Source organism: Shinella sp. GW821-FHT11G07, assembly GCF_058808115.1.
Map to the genome: position 1 here is coordinate 158,020 of NZ_JBXARJ010000005.1, position 18,255 is coordinate 176,274.

General features: G+C 63.4%; 17 protein-coding genes. 10 read left to right on the forward strand and 7 right to left on the reverse strand.

What is annotated here, in order from left to right; all coding sequences use genetic code 11:
- The first annotated feature begins 151 nt into the window (after window positions 1-151).
- The 5 genes from AC1RT2_RS11830 (at window position 152) to AC1RT2_RS11850 (ending at window position 6,578) form a co-directional block, all read left to right on the forward strand.
- Window positions 152-490, forward strand: a complete 339-nt coding sequence (locus AC1RT2_RS11830; protein WP_444799364.1) for a P-II family nitrogen regulator — start codon at window positions 152-154, stop codon at window positions 488-490.
- 30 nt (window positions 491-520) lie between these two features.
- Window positions 521-1,882: an ammonium transporter gene (locus AC1RT2_RS11835; protein ID WP_069060676.1), complete on the forward strand. Its 1,362-nt coding sequence runs from the start codon at window positions 521-523 to the stop codon at window positions 1,880-1,882.
- Between the two features lie 352 nt (window positions 1,883-2,234).
- Window positions 2,235-4,907, forward strand: coding sequence for an FtsK/SpoIIIE family DNA translocase (locus AC1RT2_RS11840; protein ID WP_493102059.1), 2,673 nt, complete (start codon window positions 2,235-2,237; stop codon window positions 4,905-4,907).
- A gap of 97 nt (window positions 4,908-5,004) precedes the next feature.
- Window positions 5,005-5,679, forward strand: coding sequence for an outer membrane lipoprotein carrier protein LolA (locus tag AC1RT2_RS11845; RefSeq protein WP_493102061.1), 675 nt, complete (start codon window positions 5,005-5,007; stop codon window positions 5,677-5,679).
- Window positions 5,680-5,771: 92 nt separating this feature from the next.
- The gene (locus tag AC1RT2_RS11850; RefSeq protein ID WP_069060673.1) at window positions 5,772-6,578 is read left to right on the forward strand and encodes an exodeoxyribonuclease III; all 807 of its coding nucleotides are present in this window, start codon (window positions 5,772-5,774) and stop codon (window positions 6,576-6,578) included.
- 57 nt (window positions 6,579-6,635) lie between these two features.
- Here AC1RT2_RS11850 and AC1RT2_RS11855 read toward each other — a convergent pair whose 3' ends face one another.
- Together AC1RT2_RS11855 and AC1RT2_RS11860 are read right to left on the reverse strand one after the other, a co-directional pair.
- Entirely contained in the window at window positions 6,636-7,091 is a 456-nt protein-coding gene (locus tag AC1RT2_RS11855) for a cyclic nucleotide-binding domain-containing protein (RefSeq protein WP_069060672.1), read from the reverse strand.
- A 19-nt stretch (window positions 7,092-7,110) separates the two neighbouring features.
- On the reverse strand, window positions 7,111-7,794 hold the full coding sequence (locus AC1RT2_RS11860) for a response regulator transcription factor (protein ID WP_493102064.1): 684 nt from the start codon (window positions 7,792-7,794) through the stop codon (window positions 7,111-7,113).
- Between the two features lie 162 nt (window positions 7,795-7,956).
- Between AC1RT2_RS11860 and AC1RT2_RS11865 the strand changes: the two genes are divergently transcribed.
- Both AC1RT2_RS11865 and AC1RT2_RS11870 read left to right on the forward strand, forming a co-directional pair.
- Window positions 7,957-8,472, forward strand: coding sequence for a L,D-transpeptidase family protein (locus AC1RT2_RS11865; RefSeq protein ID WP_493102066.1), 516 nt, complete (start codon window positions 7,957-7,959; stop codon window positions 8,470-8,472).
- A gap of 131 nt (window positions 8,473-8,603) precedes the next feature.
- Window positions 8,604-9,434 carry an aldo/keto reductase gene (locus tag AC1RT2_RS11870; RefSeq protein WP_493102068.1) on the forward strand — a complete coding sequence of 277 codons (831 nt, stop codon included), beginning with the start codon at window positions 8,604-8,606 and terminating at the stop codon, window positions 9,432-9,434.
- 34 nt (window positions 9,435-9,468) lie between these two features.
- Here AC1RT2_RS11870 and AC1RT2_RS11875 read toward each other — a convergent pair whose 3' ends face one another.
- Together AC1RT2_RS11875 and leuC are read right to left on the reverse strand one after the other, a co-directional pair.
- A complete protein-coding gene (locus tag AC1RT2_RS11875; protein WP_493102070.1) occupies window positions 9,469-9,981 on the reverse strand; it encodes a SixA phosphatase family protein in 513 nt (170 codons plus the stop codon).
- A 72-nt stretch (window positions 9,982-10,053) separates the two neighbouring features.
- The gene (leuC, locus tag AC1RT2_RS11880) at window positions 10,054-11,463 is read right to left on the reverse strand and encodes a 3-isopropylmalate dehydratase large subunit (RefSeq protein WP_069060667.1); all 1,410 of its coding nucleotides are present in this window, start codon (window positions 11,461-11,463) and stop codon (window positions 10,054-10,056) included.
- A 349-nt stretch (window positions 11,464-11,812) separates the two neighbouring features.
- On the opposite strand from leuC, the gene AC1RT2_RS11885 reads away from it, so the two are divergent.
- Complete coding sequence (locus AC1RT2_RS11885) at window positions 11,813-13,711, forward strand: CASTOR/POLLUX-related putative ion channel (RefSeq protein ID WP_493102072.1); 1,899 nt, start codon at window positions 11,813-11,815, stop codon at window positions 13,709-13,711.
- A 2-nt stretch (window positions 13,712-13,713) separates the two neighbouring features.
- Here the strand turns inward: AC1RT2_RS11885 and AC1RT2_RS11890 are convergent, their stop codons facing one another.
- Both AC1RT2_RS11890 and AC1RT2_RS11895 read right to left on the reverse strand, forming a co-directional pair.
- Window positions 13,714-14,520 (reverse strand): amino acid ABC transporter permease, encoded by an 807-nt coding sequence (locus AC1RT2_RS11890; protein ID WP_493102074.1) that lies wholly within the window; start codon window positions 14,518-14,520, stop codon window positions 13,714-13,716.
- Between the two features lie 9 nt (window positions 14,521-14,529).
- Window positions 14,530-15,327 (reverse strand): basic amino acid ABC transporter substrate-binding protein, encoded by a 798-nt coding sequence (locus tag AC1RT2_RS11895; RefSeq protein ID WP_493102076.1) that lies wholly within the window; start codon window positions 15,325-15,327, stop codon window positions 14,530-14,532.
- A gap of 142 nt (window positions 15,328-15,469) precedes the next feature.
- Here AC1RT2_RS11895 and AC1RT2_RS11900 point away from each other — a divergent pair, with 142 nt between their 5' ends.
- Entirely contained in the window at window positions 15,470-16,798 is a 1,329-nt protein-coding gene (locus AC1RT2_RS11900; protein ID WP_493102078.1) for a caspase family protein, read from the forward strand.
- On the forward strand, window positions 16,798-17,391 hold the full coding sequence (locus AC1RT2_RS11905; RefSeq protein ID WP_493102080.1) for a peptidoglycan recognition protein family protein: 594 nt from the start codon (window positions 16,798-16,800) through the stop codon (window positions 17,389-17,391). The genes AC1RT2_RS11900 and AC1RT2_RS11905 overlap by 1 nt, the downstream gene beginning before the upstream one ends.
- Window positions 17,392-17,458: 67 nt before the next feature.
- Here AC1RT2_RS11905 and rplS read toward each other — a convergent pair whose 3' ends face one another.
- A complete protein-coding gene (gene rplS, locus AC1RT2_RS11910) occupies window positions 17,459-18,016 on the reverse strand; it encodes a 50S ribosomal protein L19 (RefSeq protein ID WP_069060662.1) in 558 nt (185 codons plus the stop codon).
- Between the last annotated feature and the right edge of the window lie 239 nt (window positions 18,017-18,255).

Below are 18,255 nucleotides of genomic sequence, written 5' to 3' on the forward strand. Positions count from 1 at the left end.
TTTATCGATTTAAATTCATAACCTTAGCGGATCATTTTCGATCCGTTCGAATCTGGCACGCCCCTTGAATGTGTAGTTCCCAGTCGTTGCGTTTGCCGCGGCAAGGAGAGATGGCCCCGGCTGGGGGACAAGCACGAAGGATGGGAACCAGATGAAAATCGTAATGGCCATTATCAAGCCGTTCAAACTCGATGAGGTGCGCGAAGCCCTCACCGCCGTTGGCATCCAGGGCCTGACGGTGACCGAGGTGAAGGGTTACGGACGCCAGAAGGGACACACGGAAATCTACCGCGGCACCGAATATGCCGTGAGCTTCCTGCCGAAACTGAAGATCGAGATCGCCGTGCCGAGCGATATCGTCGACACCGCCGTCGAAGCGATCACCGTTGCCGCCAAGACCGGCCAGATCGGCGACGGCAAGATCTTTGTCTACTCCATCGATCACGCCGTGCGCATCCGCACCGGCGAAACCGATTCCGAAGCGCTTTAAGCAAACGGCCTTTCAGGGAGCCTATTTACAATGTCGTCATTCAAGTTTTCTCATACCCTTTCCCGCGTGGCTGCCGCCACGACGGCCATGTTTGCGCCCGTTGTCGCCTTCGCGCAGGAAGCAGCACCAGCTGCCACCGAAGCCGCTGCCGCGGCGCCGGTTCCGGACAAGGCCGACACCGCCTTCATGTATCTCGCCACCATCCTCGTCCTGTTCATGCTCGTCCCGGGCCTCGGCCTGTTCTACGGCGGCCTGGTGCGCGCCAAGAACATGCTGTCCGTGCTGATGCAGTGCACGGTCGTCGGCGCCGTCATGATGATCGTCTGGGTCGTCTATGGCTATTCGTTCGCCTTCGGCGGCTCGACGAGCGCCTATTTCGGTGGCTTCGGAAAGCTCTTCCTGTCGGGCGTCACGATCGACAGCACGTCGGCCACCTTCACGGATGGCGTCGTGATCTATGAATATGCCTTCATCGCCTTCCAGATGACGTTCGCCGCCATCACGCCGGCCCTCATCGTCGGCGCCTTCGCGGAGCGCATCAAGTTCTCGGCCGTGATTCTGTTCACCGTGCTCTGGGCAACCTTCGTCTACTTCCCGATCGCTCACATGGTCTGGGACGCCAATGGCCTGATCTTCGGCATGGGCGCTCTCGACTTCGCCGGCGGCACGGTCGTTCACATCAATGCCGGTGTTGCGGGCCTTATCGGCGCGATCATGGTCGGCAAGCGTACCGGCTTCGGCAAGGACATGATGGCCCCGCACTCGATGACGCTCACGCTCGTCGGTGCCGCGATGCTCTGGTTCGGCTGGTTCGGCTTCAATGCCGGCTCCAACCTCGAAGCTTCGGGCGGTGCAGTGCTCGCCACGATCAACACCTTCCTCGCAACCGCCGGCGCGATCGTTGCCTGGTGCCTGGCGGAGAACTTCACCCGCGGCAAGGCCTCGATGCTGGGTGCTGCCTCGGGCATGATCGCCGGCCTCGTCGTCATCACCCCGGCTGCCGGCTCGGTCGGTCCGATCGGCGCCATCGTGCTTGGCCTCATCGCCTCGCCGGTCTGCTACTTCTTCGTCTCCACGGTGAAGAACAAGTTCGGCTTCGACGACACGGCTGACGTCTTCGGCGTTCACGGCATCGGCGGCATCATCGGCGCTGTCGGCACCGGCATCTTCACCGCACCGAGCCTCGGCGGCACCGGTGCAGCAGACTTCTCCATCGTCTCCCAGACCTATACCCAGATCGTCGCCGTTCTCATCACCATCGTCTGGTGCGGCGTCGTCTCGGCGATCCTCTACAAGATCGTCGACATGGTCGTCGGTCTGCGCGTCTCCGTCGAAGCCGAGCGCGAAGGTCTCGACCTGTCGTCCCACGGCGAAGCGGCTTACCACTCGTAAAAAGTTCGCGGCGGCTAAAGCAGCTCCAGCAAAAGTGCGCAGCGGTTTTGCGTCCGGAACTGCGTAAGAACCAAGGGCAGGAGCATTTTCGCGGCTCGAAGAAAAGCGGAATTGCTCCTGCCAGCCGCCGCCACGATCCCGTCGCGGCCATAGGAAACTATGCCGCCCTTGGCCCGGACCCAAAGTCCGGGCCCTTTTCGTTTCTGCGCCGAAAGCACGGTCCCATATGGCTTCGGGCGGCGCATGGTTAACGCGCCATTAAGGCTTCCTTCGTAGGGTTCACAGTCAGGCACCTCCGCGAATCGCGCGGAAATGATGCGATATTCCTTGGCGTGAACACGGACTGTACCCCATGAGCAGAAGCATTTCGGCAGGACTGGATAACCGTCACGACCGTTTCGTTCTGTCAGCATTCGTCTGGCGACAGACGCAGATCCTGTTCGGGCTCTGCGTCTTCCTCGGTCTCGCCCTCGCCATTGCAGCGCTCTCCACCTGGAACGTCGCGGACCCCAGCCTCTCCTATGCCTCGGGCGGCACGCCGGCCAACATCCTCGGATATTCCGGTGCCGTCTTCGCCGACCTTTTCATGCAGTTCTTCGGGCTTGCGAGCGTGATCGCACTGTTGCCGGTCGTCGCCTGGGGCCTGGCGCTGATCAGCGGCCGGCGCTTCAACCGCGTGCCGCAGCGCGCCGGCGCGTGGCTCGGCGGCGCGATCCTCGCGTCCGCCGCCCTCTCCTGCGTGCCCGCCCCCGTTACCTGGCCGCTGCCGACCGGGCTTGGCGGCGTCTTCGGCGACATGATCTTGCGCTTCCCCGCCCTCTTCACCGGCGCTTACCCGACCGGCGTGTTTGCGAGCATCCTCGGCGGAATCATCGCCATCCCCGCCGCCTGGTCGATGGTGTTCAGCGCGGGCCTGATCGGCTCCGTCTCGATCGACGACGAGGAGGATTTCGCTCCCGTCCCGACGGCGAGCCGGGCCCGCACCATTGCCGAGGGCAACGAGGATGACGACGACGAGCGGGAAGGTCCGCTCACCGTTCTCGCCGGCGCGATGACCCACGCCTGGTACACCGGCCACGCCCGCATGCGCCGCCTCTTCGGCCTCGGCAACCAGCGCCGCAGGGCGCGCGGCATCGAGCAGCCCTACGATTTCAACGAGGACGAATTCGGCACGCTGAACGAACCGGCACGGGCCCGCACGCCGGCCCGCGCCACCGAGCGCGTCGAACCCTCGCTGGACGGCCGCCGCGTGGTCGCCGCCCCCCCGATGGCCACCGACGATGACGATGTGCCCTTCGACATGGACGAGCCGCTCGTCCGTCCGAGCGGCATCCTCTCGGACGACGATTCCGACGACATCGCTGCCGACTGGGCGCCACGCCGTGCGCCGCCCCGGCAGACAGCGCCCGCCACAACGGCCCGCGTGGCACCGCCCGCCGCTCGCCCGAAACCCGGCCAGCGCATCGAGCGCGAGGCGCAGACCTCCTTCGTCGGCCCGGACGGCTTTGCCCTGCCTCCAATCCATCTGCTCGCCGAACCGCGCGGCCAGGTGCGCGACACCACGCTGTCCGCCGACGCGCTGGAGCAGAATGCCCGCATGCTGGAAGGCGTGCTGGAGGATTTCGGCGTCAAGGGCGAGATCATCCATGTCCGCCCCGGCCCGGTCGTGACGCTTTACGAACTGGAACCCGCACCCGGCATCAAGTCGTCGCGCGTCATCGGCCTTGCCGACGACATCGCCCGCTCGATGAGCGCGATCGCCGCCCGTGTCGCCGTCGTGCCGGGCCGCAACGCCATCGGCATCGAGCTGCCGAACCAGACCCGCGAAACCGTCTATCTTCGCGAACTCATCGCCAGCCGCGATTTCGAGACCAGCAAGACGAAACTCGCCATGGCGCTCGGCAAGACGATCGGCGGCGAGCCGGTCATTACCGATATCGCCAAGATGCCCCACCTGCTCGTCGCCGGCACCACCGGCTCGGGCAAGTCGGTCGCCATCAACACCATGATCCTGTCGCTGCTCTACCGGTTGAGGCCGGAACAGTGCCGGCTGATCATGATCGACCCGAAGATGCTGGAACTTTCCGTCTATGACGGCATCCCGCACCTGCTCTCTCCCGTCGTCACCGATCCGAAGAAGGCCGTCGTCGCCCTCAAATGGACGGTTCGCGAGATGGAGGAGCGCTACAAGAAGATGTCGAAGATCGGCGTGCGCAACATCGACGGCTTCAACAGCCGCGTCGAGCAGGCGCTGGCCAAGGGCGAGCAGATCAGCCGCACCGTGCAGACCGGTTTCGACCGCCAGACCGGCGAAGCGATGTACGAGACGGAGGAATTCGATCTCCAACCGATGCCCTATATCGTCGTCATCATCGACGAAATGGCCGACCTGATGATGGTCGCCGGCAAGGACATCGAAGGCGCCGTCCAGCGGCTTGCCCAGATGGCGCGTGCCGCCGGCATCCACGTCATCATGGCGACGCAGCGTCCTTCGGTCGACGTCATCACCGGCACGATCAAGGCGAACTTCCCCACCCGCATCTCCTTCCAGGTGACCTCGAAGATCGACAGCCGCACCATTCTGGGCGAACAGGGCGCCGAACAGCTGCTCGGCATGGGCGATATGCTCTACATGGCCGGCGGCGGGCGCATCCAGCGCGTGCACGGCCCCTTCGTCTCGGACGGCGAGGTGGAAGCTGTCGTGGCGCACCTGAAGACGCAGGGCGCGCCGCAATATCTCGACGCGATCACTGCCGATGACGACGAGGACGGCGATGACGGGCATGGTCCCGCCGGCACTGCCAATCTCGACGATTCGGACGATCCGTACGACCAGGCGGTGGCCGTGGTGCTGCGTGACGGCAAGGCCTCGACATCCTACATCCAGCGCCGTCTCGGCATCGGCTACAACCGCGCCGCCTCGCTGATCGAGCGCATGGAGAAGGAGGGGCTGATCGGCCCCGCAAACCACGCCGGCAAGCGCGAGATCCTCGTGCCGACGGAAGACGAAATATCGGGACGATAACCGGGAACGGAGCGCCTCGAACGGCGTTCCAATCCTCACGTCCCGCGATGTGGGCCGATGCCATCATGGCGCCGCGTTTGGCTCGCATGACATGCCCATGAAGGAGACCGACATGACCCGATCCGAGAACGGCCGCGCGACCGGAACGCTGACGCGCCGCGGTTTTACCTGCCTGATGGCCTTCACGCTTGCCGCCGGCCTTTCGGTGCTTTCGCCCGTCGAGGCGTCGGCGCAGGCAAGTGCCACCGCACAAAAGATCGCCGACCATTTTTCGTCCGTGAAGACCATGATGGGCGAGTTCGTGCAGTTCGGCCCGCGCGGTGAACAGACCGGCGGCAAGTTCTTCATCGACCGCCCGGGAAAGATCCGCTTCAACTATGAAGACCCCTCGCCGATGCGCGTGATCGCCGACGGCAAGTCGGTCGTCATCGGCAACCGCAAGCTCAAGACCTGGGACATCTACCCGCTCTCCAAGACGCCGCTGAACCTGCTGCTCGGCAACAAGATCGACCTGTCCGCCAAGATGGTGCGCAACGTCAAGGAAGAGGCGGACCTGACGACCATCGTGCTGGGCGACCGCAACATGTTCGGCGATTCGACCATCACCATGATGTTCGACCCGAAGACCTATGACCTGCGCCAGTGGACGATCACCGATGCGCAGGGCAAGGACACTTCCGTGATGATCTTCAACGTGAAGACCGGCGTTCCGCTCGACGACAAGGTGTTCTCGATCCCCTACGACGAAATCCGCAACCGCGGAACGAAGTAAGCGCGCCAAAACCGTTTCCGTTTCGATCCGCATGCGCTAAGACGCCCCGACCGGCCCGTGAGAACGGGCCGGGTGTTTTTGAGGGTTTGAGCATGGCACTTTCGATCGCGACGTGGAACATCAACTCCGTGCGGCTGCGCATGCCGCTCGTCGAACATTTCCTGAAGACGTTCGCGCCGGACATTCTGTGCCTGCAGGAAACCAAATGCCCGAACGACCTCTTCCCCTCCAAGCCATTGAAGGCGCTCGGCTACGAGCACATCGTCATTCACGGCCAGAAGGGCTATCACGGCGTTGCCACCATCTCCCGCCTGCCGCTGACCGAGATCGTCGAGCGGCGTGACTATTGCGGTGTCGGTGATGCGCGCCACGTCTCGGTGCTCTTCCATCACCGGGGCAAGTCGATCCGCCTGCACAATTTCTATGTGCCGGCCGGCGGCGACGAGCCGGACCGCACGATCAACACGAAATTCGGCCACAAGCTTGATTTCATCGAAGAGATGAAGCTGCTGCATGCCGAGGCCGAGGCCGGCATTTCCTCGATCCTCGTCGGCGACCTCAACATCGCACCGCTGGAGCACGACGTCTGGTCGCACAAGCAGCTCCTGAAGATCGTCAGCCACACGCCGATCGAGACCGAAGGCCTGACGGACGTGATGACGAAGGGCGCCTGGGTCGATCTGATGCGCCGCAAGGTGCCGGCCGAGGAAAAGCTCTATACGTGGTGGAGCTACCGCTCCGCCGACTGGCAGGCTGCCAACAAGGGCCGCCGCCTCGACCACATCTGGTCCTCCGCCGACCTCGATCCGCACCTTACCGACATCAAGGTGATCCGCGAGGCGCGCGGCTGGGAGCGGCCGTCGGACCACGTGCCGGTCATTGCCGAGTTCGATTTTTAAAAGCAATTCCAGCAAAAGTGCGCAGCGGGTTTGAGCTCGGAATTGCGCTGGAAGAGCTCAAGCGAAGCGGCGGGCGAGGCCGCGCATTTGGGTAATCATCGCTGAAAGATTTTCGCGGATGCGCGCATCGACGAGCACGGCGACATCAGGATATTCCTCCAGCATGCGCCGGAACAGCGGCCGGTTGATGCGGATGACCTCGCTGTCCTCGATGGCGACCGCCGTATACTTCCGCTCCACCGCGGAAATCATGGCTAGTTCGGAGAGAAGCGTGCCGGCATCCGCCATGCCTTCGTCGCGCGTCGAGCCGTCGCGCAGTGTCGAGGTCAGGCCGAAGGCGCCGTAAGCGACGACAAAGCCGCAATCGGCCGATGTGCCCTCGCGAAACAGCGTCTGCCCCTCGACCAGCCGGCGACGCTCCGCACCAAAGGCCATCAGCCGCAGCTTGTCGTCGGAAAGCCCCGCAAAGAGCGGCACGCGGGACAGAAGGGCGATGTCGTCAGCGAGTGCCACGTCGGGCGCTCCTCTTGAATTACGGTACGATCTTGTACCCGCCGTTCTCTGTCACGAGAATCTCCGCATTGGAAGGGTCGCGCTCGATCTTCTGGCGCAGGCGGTAGACGTGGGTCTCCAGCGTGTGGGTCGTCACACCGGAATTATAGCCCCAGACTTCCTCCAGCAGCACGTCGCGCGTCACCACCTTCTGGTCGGCGCGGTAGAGGTAGCGGATGATCGCCGCCTCCTTTTCCGTCAGCCGAATCTTCTGGCCGTTTTCCAGCGTCAGCAGCTTCTGGCCGGGCTTGAACGTGTAGGGCCCGACGCTGAAGGTGGCGTCTTCGCTGCTCTCGTGCTGGCGCAGCTGTGCGCGGATGCGTGCGAGCAGCACGGCGAAGCGGAACGGCTTCGTCACATAGTCGTTGGCGCCGGCTTCGAGCCCGAGAATCGTGTCCGAATCGGTATCGTGCCCGGTCAGCATGATGATCGGCGCCTTGAAGCCGCCCTTGCGCAGCAGCTTCACCGCCTCGCGCCCATCCATGTCCGGCAGGCCGACATCCATGATCAGCAGATCGATCTGGTTGCTGCGGGCCGCCTGGATGCCCTTGCCGGCCGTGGTTTCCTCGAGCGTGGTGAATTCCTCATAGAGCGAAAGCTGCTCGACGAGCGTTTCACGGAGGTCGTTGTCGTCGTCGACAAGAAGGATCGTGCGGGATGTCATGCTTTACCTCTCGGCATTCCCCTGGAAAGTAAGGGAGTTGTGCCCAAAATTCAAATGGAAGGGATGGCCTTCCGGGTGCGCCTGTGTCTTAGCCTGTTAAATTGCCCCATGGCGCGAATATGGCAGGGATGGATGAGCCGGATCACTTCTCCTAAACATTGCGTGAAGACTGTCCTCGTGCGCCCTGCACCGGGCAACAAGACCCGCGCGATCGTGCAGGTCGGTTCCTTGCGCATCCCCGCCGTCATCGGGCGCTCCGGGCGCACCAGCCGCAAGCGCGAGGGTGATGGCGCAACGCCCATCGCCGCCATGCAGCTTCTCTCCGGCTTCCTGCGCGGAGACCGGCTGGCCCAGCCGAAGACAGCCCTGCCGCTTCGCCGCGTCCGCCCCTCCATGCTCTGGTGCGACGATCCCGGCCACCCAAACTACAATCGCCTGGTCCGCGCGCCCTTCAAGCCGAGCCATGAAGACATGCAGCGCGAGGACACGCTCTACGATATCTGCCTCGTGCTCGACTGGAACGTCACGGCGCGCCGCCGCAATGCCGGGTCGGCGATCTTCTTTCATCTTTTCGACCCGGACCGCCCGCAAACCGCCGGCTGCATCGCCGTTTCCCGGCGGAACATGCTGCTGATCCTGCCGCATCTGCGCCGCGGCACGGTCGTGCGGGTTCTCTGAATTTTCTGCCGGAGCGCCGCTGAAATAGCGCGCCGCCGGACCTATATGCATCCCGACCGTCGCCAGGCTGCAAGGCGCCACGGGAAACCTTCGGGTTCAAGCACGCCGTCCATTTTCACGGAGACATCCTGATGAGCGATCAAACGACAATCACATTTCATGACGGCAACAGCATTCCCCAGGTCGGCCTCGGCGTCTGGCAGACCCCGAACGACACCGCCGTGACCGCGGTCAAGGCAGCGCTCGCCACCGGTTATCGCCACATCGACACGGCGGCGATCTATGAGAACGAGCAGGGTGTCGGCGAGGGTATCAGCACATCCGGCGTCGACCGTGCCGAAATCTTCCTCACGACGAAACTCTGGAACTCCGACCAGGGCTACGAGCAGACGCTCAAGGCGTTCGATGCCAGCCTGAAACGGCTCGGCACCGATTATGTCGATCTCTACCTCATCCACTGGCCGGCACCGCACCGCGGCCAGTATGTCGATACCTGGAAGGCCTTCATCCAGCTGCAGAAGGAAGGCCGCGCCCGCTCGATCGGCGTTTCCAACTTCTATCCCGCGCACCTGCAGCGCCTGATCGACGAGACCGGCATCACGCCAGTCATCAACCAGATCGAGCTGCACCCGGACTTCCCGCAGACCGAGACGCGGGCCTACCACGACAAGCACCGCATCATCACCCAGTCCTGGAGCCCGCTCGGCCAGGGCACGCTGCTGGAAAACCCTGTCGTCGCCAAGGTCGCCGCCAAACACGGCCGCACGCCCGCCCAGGTCATCACCCGCTGGCACATCGACAACGGGCTGGTGGTCATTCCCAAATCGGTGACGCCGTCGCGCATCGCGGAGAACTTCAAGGTCTTCGATTTCAAGCTCGACGCCGAAGACATGGCGACCTTCGCCGGCCTCGAAAGGGACGGCAAGCGCATCGGGCCGGACCCGATGACGGCAACGTTCTGATCCTGCGACGGGCGGCTTCGGCCGCCCGTTTCGTTTACGGCAACGTCTTCGGCGTGACGAAGCCTTCGAGCCGACCGGTTCCCGGGGCGGCATTCTCCCAACGCTCGACATCGAAGACGATCACCGCCAACCCCGCCGTCGGATATTTCGTCCGCAGCCGAGCCAGCGCATCCCCATCGCCGTCCGACGCCAAGAGCGCGGCCAAATTCTCAAAACCCGGATTGTGGCCGATGACGAGCAGCGTTTTGCTCTCCTCCGGTGCCGCCTGGATCGCCGCGCGAATGGCCGCCGGCTCGGCTTCATAAATCGACGGCACCGTACGGGACGGGCAGGGCTTCGCAAACGCCTGTTCGACAAGCGCCCAGGTCTCCTGCGTGCGCCGCGCCGACGAGACCAGCGCGAAATCCGGCTGGAGGCCGGCGGAGGCCATGTAGGCGCCCATGCGTGGCGCGTCCCGGTGGCCGCGGTCGCCAAGGGGGCGATCGTGATCTTCCACGCCCTCCGGCCAAGCGGATTTGGCGTGGCGCAACAAGAGGAGGCGTTTCATGGGGATCTCCTACAAATGAAAAAGCCGGGAGCGTGCTCCCGGCTTTGTATCACAACGGCAATGAAGCCGTGATCAGTTCCACTCGCGGATATCGACGAAATGGCCGGCGATCGCGGCGGCGGCGGCCATGGCGGGCGACACGAGGTGCGTGCGGCCCTTGAATCCCTGGCGGCCTTCGAAGTTGCGGTTCGAGGTCGAGGCGCAGCGCTCGCCCGGCTTCAGGCGGTCGTCGTTCATGGCAAGGCACATGGAGCAGCCCGGCTCGCGCCAGTCGAAACCGGCCGCCTTGAAGATCGTGTCGAGGCCTTCCCTCTCCGCCTGCTCCTTCACGAGGCCCGAGCCCGGAACGATCATGGCGCTGACGGTCGACGCCACCTGCTTGCCTTCGACGACGGCGGCGACGGCACGCAGGTCTTCGATGCGGCCGTTGGTGCAGGAGCCGATGAAGACACGGTCGATGGCGATGTCGGTGATCTTGGTGTCCGGCTTCAGACCCATATAGTCGAGCGCGCGCCACTTGGAGGAACGCTTGGTCTCGTCATCGATCTCGTCCGGGTTCGGCACGACGCCCTGCACGGAAACGACGTCTTCCGGCGAAGAACCCCAGGAGACGATCGGCGGCAGGTTGGCGGCATCGAGCACGACCACACGGTCGAAATGCGCGCCTTCTTCCGTGTAGAGCGTCTTCCAATAGTCGATCGCCATATCCAGCGCCTGGCCCTTCGGGGCGCGCGGCTTGCCCTTGATATATTCGAAGGTCTTTTCGTCGGGCGCGATGAGGCCGGCGCGAGCGCCGCCTTCGATCGTCATGTTGCAGATCGTCATGCGGCCTTCCATCGACAGCGAGCGGATGGCCTCGCCTGCGAATTCGATGACGTGGCCGGTGCCGCCGGCCGTGCCGATCTCGCCGATGATGGCGAGGATGATGTCCTTGGCGGTAACGCCCGGCGGCAGCTGGCCGTCGACGCGCACCAGCATGTTCTTCGCCTTCTTCTGGATCAGCGTCTGGGTCGCCAGAACGTGTTCCACTTCCGACGTGCCAATGCCGTGCGCCAGTGCACCGAAGGCGCCGTGCGTGGAGGTGTGGCTGTCACCGCAGACGATGGTCATGCCCGGCAGCGTAAAACCCTGCTCGGGACCAACGATGTGCACGATGCCCTGGCGGACATCCTTTTCCGAATAGTATTCGACGCCGAATTCCGCGGCGTTGGTCGCAAGCGCCTCGACCTGGATGCGGCTTTCCTCGTTCTTGATGCCCTGCGCCCGATCCGGCGAGGTGGGAACGTTGTGATCGACGACGGCGAGCGTCTTTTCCGGTGCGCGAACCTTGCGGCCGGCCATGCGCAGGCCTTCGAAAGCCTGCGGCGACGTCACTTCGTGAACGAGGTGACGGTCGATGTAGAGAAGACAGGTGCCATCTTCCTGGCGGGAGACGATATGATCGTCGAAAATCTTGTCATAGAGGGTACGGGGTGCGCTCATAGCTCTTCATCCGCTTGGCATGTTGAGGGTACAGGAATTCAGCAAGCACACGGGCTTGCAGGATCGAGAGCGATCAGGCTAGGCGGCTGGTGAGCGCCCCGAAGACACGCGCAAAGAAGCGTGCCGGCAGGCGCTTATGGTCCTGCAGCACGACGACATGCTTTTCCGTGCATCCGAATTTGGATTCCATGGTCCCGCATATAGCGATTTTTCGCAGGCTCGGCAAGTTGGTGGCTGCCCCGCCACGCACGCTGTTTCCGAAAATATCCGCCCGTCCTCCTTGCCCCGGCTCCGAATATTTGACACTCGATAGGCGTATCCGGCTAAGGGTCGGTCAAGGGGACAGAATATGAAGACGATTACCTGGCGGGACCGCCTGCGCTACCAGTTCGACAAGAGCATGGCGGCGGGGCCGATCGCGCTGATCGGCTGGCTGACCGTGATCTCGCTGGTCGTGATTGTCGTCGCCGGCCTGTTCCTGGCGATAACCGGCATTACCCAGCAGGGCAGCGAACCCGTTTCCTTCATCGAAGGCGCCTGGGAATCGCTGATGCGCACCATGGATGCAGGCGCCATGGGCGGCGATGTCGGCTGGGGTTTCCGCGGCGTCTCGCTCTTCGTCACCGTTGCCGGCATCTTCGTGTTCTCCGCCCTCATCGGCGTGCTGAGCTCGGGCCTCGACGAAAAGCTCGACGAGCTGCGCAAGGGCCGCTCGCATGTGCTCGAAAAAGACCACACGATCATCTTCAACTGGTCGCCGTCGATCTTCGACGTCATTTCCGAACTCGTCATTGCCAACCAGAGCCGCCGCAATGCGCGCATCGTCATCATGGCCAACAAGGACAAGGTGGAGATGGAGGACGAGATCGCCAACAAGATCGAGGACCTCGGCAGCACCCGCATCATCTGCCGCAGCGGCGACCCGACCGACCTCTACGACGTCAACATCGTCAATCCGCAGGCGTCGCGCTCGATCATCGTGCTGTCGCCGGAAAGCGACTATGCCGATTCCGAGGTCATCAAGACCGTGCTCGCCCTCGTCAACGATCCCGGCCGACGCAAGGAGCCCTACCGGATCGCCGCCGAGATCCGCGACGAGAAGAACGCCGAAGTCGCCCGCATCGTCGGCGGCTCGGAACTTCAGCTGGTGCTCGCCGATGAACTGATCTCCCGCATCGTCGTCAGCTCCAGCCGGCAGGCCGGCCTTTCGGCGGTCTATACCGAACTGCTCGATTTCGACGGCTCGGAAATCTACACAGTCGAACAGCCGGCCCTTGTCGGCAAGTCGTTCGGCAATGCCGTCATGGCCTATGAGACATCGACGCTGATCGGCCTTTGCGACAATGACGGCGTGGTGCATCTCAACCCGCCGACGAACCACATCATCCTCGCCGGCGAACGGGCAATCCTCATTGCCGAGGACGATGCGACGATCAAGCTCCGGACGGGAGAATTCGAGGTCGACCGTGAGATCGTGCGGCCGCGCGTCCACCGCGAGCCGGGACCGGAGCGCACACTGCTGCTTGGCTGGAACCGGCGCGGGCCGATCATTACGCAGGAGCTGTCGCGCTACGTCTCGCCGGGCTCCGAGCTGATGATCGCCGCCAACACGCCCAATCTCGAGGCGGAGGTCGCAGGGCTCTCCTATTTGCAGGAGAACCTGACGGTTCGCTGCACGGCGATCGACACGTCGAACCGCGCGGCACTCGATGCGCTCGACGTGCCGTCCTACGACCATGTGCTGGTGCTCGGCTACAGCGACCACATGGCCGCACAGCCGGCCGACACCGCCACGCTGGTGACGCTGCTCCAGTTGCGCAAGATCGCGGATGCCGCCAACCAGCATATCGGCATCGTCAGCGAGATGATCGACGTGCGCAACCGCAACCTCGCAGCCGTCACACGCGCCGACGACTTCGTCGTCAGCAACAAGCTGGTGAGCCTGATGCTGGCGCAGGCCTCGGAAAACGAACTGATGGCGCAGATCTTTGACGAGCTGCTCGACGAGGACGGCTCGGAAATCTACATGCGACCGGTCACCGACTACATTGCCATCGACCGGCCGGTGAATTTCTACACCGTCAACCTCGCCGCCCTCATCCGCGGCGAGGTGGCGCTCGGCTACAGCCGCGCCAATGCGCCGGGCCACGACCCGCGCAACATGGGCGGTGTCGTGGTCAATCCGGCAAAGTCGGAAAAGATCACGTTCGATCCCACCGACCGCCTGATCATTCTTGCCCGCGAGTAAGCTCAGTTGCGGCGCAGGCGCCTTTCCAGGGCGCGCAAGCCCAGCGAAAGGCCGATCGTCAGGATGAGATAGACATAGGCGACGATGGAGTAGGTCTCGAAGAACCGGAAGGACCCGGAGGCGTAGACCTTGCCCATCTGCGTGATGTCGGCGACGCCGAGCACGGAGACGAGCGAACTGTCCTTCACCATCGCAACGAAATCGTTGCCGAGCGGCGGCAGGATGACGCGCACCGCCTGCGGGAAGACGACGAGCCGGAAGCGCTGGAAACGCGACAGGCCGAGCGCCTTGGCCGCTTCGATCTGCCCCTTGTCGACCGCCTGGATGCCGGCGCGAAAAACCTCGGCGATGAAGGCGGAATAGCCGATCATCAGCGCGAAGATCGCCCGCCACATCAAGGAGAGGTCACGCACCTGCATCGGCTCGGCAAGGCCGGCACCGACAAGCGGCGAGAGCGCGAGGTTGATCACCGCCACCAGCGCCGGCGCACCGACGAAGGCGATATAGAACAACAGCACGAGGATCGGCACGCCACGGATCACCTCCGTGTAGAAGCGGGCGATCTGGCGCAGCACCTTGCTGTCCGACAGCGCCATCAGCGCGACACCGAGGCCGAGCATGGTGGCGAGCAGGAAGGCGACGAGGGTCACGAAGATCGTGACCCACAGCCCCTTCAGCACGACGCTGAACACCTGGGTGTAGAGATCATTGGCGACGATGACGCCGGCAAGCGCCAGCGCGATCACGCCGAGCGCGACCAGCCACCAGGGATAGTCGCCCTTCGACGCGTCGGAAGAAACGGGCGCCATGGCCGCCCGCTACTGGCCCATCTTGTAGTCGAGGAACCACTTCTTGTTGAGGGCGTCGAGCGTGCCATCCGCCTTGAGCGAGGCGATCGCCGCGTTGACGGGGGCGACGAGATCAGACCCCTTCGGGAAGATGAAGCCGAAGTCTTCCGTGCCGAGCGGATCACCGACGACCTTCAGCTTGCCGTTGGAAGCATCGACATACCCCTTGGCGGCAACGCTGTCGGTCAGCACGAGATCGACATCACCGCCCTGGAGCGCCTGCACCGTGGCGCCGAATGTCTCGAACAGCTTGATGCGCGGGTTCTGCTCGTTGCCGTCGAGGATTTCATAGACGGCGGTGTAGAAAGGCGAGGTGCCAGGCTGCGCGGCGATCAGGCCGTCCGTCAGCGCTGCGAAGGATTTTGCATCGGTGAAGCGCGTCTCGTCGGCACGCACCAGCATGAACTGCTGCGAGCGCATATAGGGGTCGGAGAAGTCCACCTTCTCCTTGCGATCGTCCTTGATGGTGATGCCGGTCATGCCGATGTTGTACTGGTTGTCGGAGACGGCCTGGATCATCGCGTCCCACGAGGTGTTCTGGTACTCGACCTTGAAGTTCAACCGCTTGGCGATCTCGTTCATCGCATCATATTCCCAGCCGATCTGCTCGCCCGTCTTGGGATCGACGAACTGGATCGGCGGATAGGCATTTTCCGTCACGACGACGACCGTCTTGCCGCCGAGGTCCGGCAGGTCCGAGGCGAAAGCGACGGCGGGCATGAGGGCAACGGCAGCAAGGCCTGCAAGGACGGCGCGGCGGGAAAACATCAACTATGCTCCTGAATTGTGGCGGCGGAACACTGTCACAGTTACTGTTCGCTAGGCAAGCCGCGCGCTTCTTTCACCTTTGCTCTTTTCGCGCGAAGAGCATGGGCGTAGGCTTGGTGGATGGCATGGCCGGGGGGCTTCCATGAGATATCTGTTTATCATTCTGACTTGTCTTTTGTTCGGCACGGTTCCTGCCGCGGCCAAACGCGTGGCGCTCGTCATCGGCAACGACGCCTATGAGGCCGTGCCGCAGCTCCAGAAGGCCGTGAACGACGCACGCGCCGTCTCGCAGTCGCTGGCCAAACTCGATTTCGCCGTCGATCTCGGCGAAAACCTGACCCGGCGCCAGATCAATGCGAAGTTCGCCGACTTCGTCGAACGCATCGCGCCCGGTGACACGGCCTTCTTCTTCTTTGCCGGCCATGGCGTGGCGATCGACGGCCAGAACATCCTGCTGCCGGTCGACATCCCCGATACCAGCAATGCCGGCCTGGTGCGCGACGAGGCGCATGTGGTCGACGACCTCCTGGCGCGCGTGCAGGGCAAAGGCGCCGCCGTCAGCTTCTTCGTGCTCGATGCCTGCCGCAACAATCCCTTCGCCTCGAAAGGTGGCCGGAGCGTCGGCGCGACGCGTGGCCTTCAGGTCGTGGCACCACCGACGGGCACGTTCGTGCTGATGTCGGCGGGCGCCGGGCAGGAAGCGCTCGACCGGCTCGGCGACAATGACGCCAATCCCAATTCGATCTTTACACGCACCCTGCTGCCGCTGCTGCAAAAGCCCGGCATGAGCCATATCGCGCTCGCCAAGGCCGTACAGAGCGAGGTGGAGGCGACGGCAAAGACTGTCGGCCGCAAGCAGCAACCCGCCTTCTACGACCAGATCACCGGCGAGATCGTGCTTCTTCCTGGCGGCAGTCAGGCTACGCCCGTCGAGACGGCCAAGGAAACGCCGGACGAGACAAACAACCGGGGTTCCGTTCAGGCCGAGGTCGATCCCGCGCTTGAGGAATGGAACGCCATCAAGGACCTGCGCAGCCTGAAGATCCACCAGGCCTTCCTGCGCAAATTTCCCGACAGCCGCTACGCCGACTATGCGCGCGCGCTCGTGGAGGAGCTTGAGACAGAGGCCGCGAGCAAGGCGAAGGTGGAGGAGGTCAAGCAGGTACCGGACACGGACGAGGATGTGGAACCCGAGGCAAATACCGGGCTCGAGACCCAGCGCGTCTCGGCTGGCTGGTTCGTCATCCTCGGCTCCTTCCCGCAGGGCCAAGCGGAAAAGGCCCGCAAGCGCGCCGGCTTGATGCGAAACCGGGGCTATGACGTCTCCATCATCGATACGAACAACTACCGAAGCCTTGCCGACGGGCTCTACTCCGTGGTGATGGGTCCCTACAAGAAAAGCACGGCCCTGCGGGAACTCGGCAACGCGCAACAGGTTGTGGGAGACGCATACATCAAGGAAATCCGCTGATGGGCATCACAAGACCGGCATTTCTTCTCCTCGCCTCGTTCGTGATGGCGTCTTCAGCGGGCGCCGCTGAGGTGATGAGCCGGGCCGAATGGGGCGCCCGCAAGCCGGTGCTGGCGATGGAAAAGCAGACGCCGTCACGCATTACCGTGCACCACACCGCTACGCGCAGCAAACACGGCCTTTCGATCGTCAAGAAGATGACGTCGCTACAGGCCTTTTCGCAGGCGAAATCCAAGCTTGCGGACGGGCGCACGAAGGAGCCCTGGGCCGACATTCCCTACCACTTCTACATCGCCGTGGATGGCAAGATCGCCGAGGGCCGGCAGATCAGCTTCGTCGGTGATACCAACACGAAGTACAATCCGGCCGGCCATATCACGATCGTCGTGGAGGGCAATTTCGAGAATGAGAAACCGACGGCAGAGGAGCTGGCCGCGCTGAAGACGCTGATCCGCGATCTTTCCAGACAGTACGGCATTCCGGCCGACCGCATCGGCACCCACAAGGATTTCGCCCAGACCGCCTGCCCCGGCAAGAATCTCGAGGGCGAGGTTCATCGTATCGCCGCCGAACTTGGCGCGAAAAGCCAGTAAAACCCGCAGAAACGAAAAAAGCCGCCGGCACAGGCCGACGGCTTCGATCGATCAGATGCCGCGCTGATTATTCAGCGGCGGGCTCTGCAGCCTTTGCGGCTTCAGCAGCTTCTGCTGCTGCCTTTTCGGCAGCGGCCTTCTCGGCGGCTTCAGCTGCGGCCTTTTCAGCGGCGAGTGCCTGGGCTGCTGCAATCTTCTCGGCCTCGAGACGGGCCTTTTCTTCAGCAACAGCGGCGCGCTCGGCGTCGTTCAGGCTGCGGGCGCGCGTGCCGGTGTTCTCGACGATACGAGCCGACTTGCCGCGACGATCGCGCAGGTAATAGAGCTTGGCGCGACGGACCTTGCCGCGACGCACGACTTCGACGCTTTCGACGAGCGGCGAGTAAACCGGGAATACGCGCTCGACGCCTTCGCCGTAGGAAATCTTGCGAACGGTGAAGCTCTCGTTGATGCTGCCACCCGAACGGGCGATGCACACGCCTTCATAGGCCTGGACGCGGGTACGGGTACCTTCCGTCACGCGGACGTTGACGCGGAGCGTGTCGCCCGGGGAAAATTCCGGAAGCGTGCGCTTGGCTTCGATCTTCGCGGCCTGTTCGGCTTCGAGCTGCTGGATGATGTTCATCGGTCTAAACCTTCTGGTTCTTCTGAAACAGCCAGAGCGCTCGACGGTCACCTTGCGAGGTCATGCCTCTTGGGTTAGCCCGTTGCCGGGCGGAGCGGATTCGCCATTCTTTGCTTGCAGGTCGGCTGGGTTATCCCAAATCCGTGCGGGCCAATACACCAATCGAACCGGCTTGTCATCCCCGAGGCCGAAAGAATCCGCCTTGAAGAGCCGGTTTTCGGCGCTTGCCGGTCCCTTGC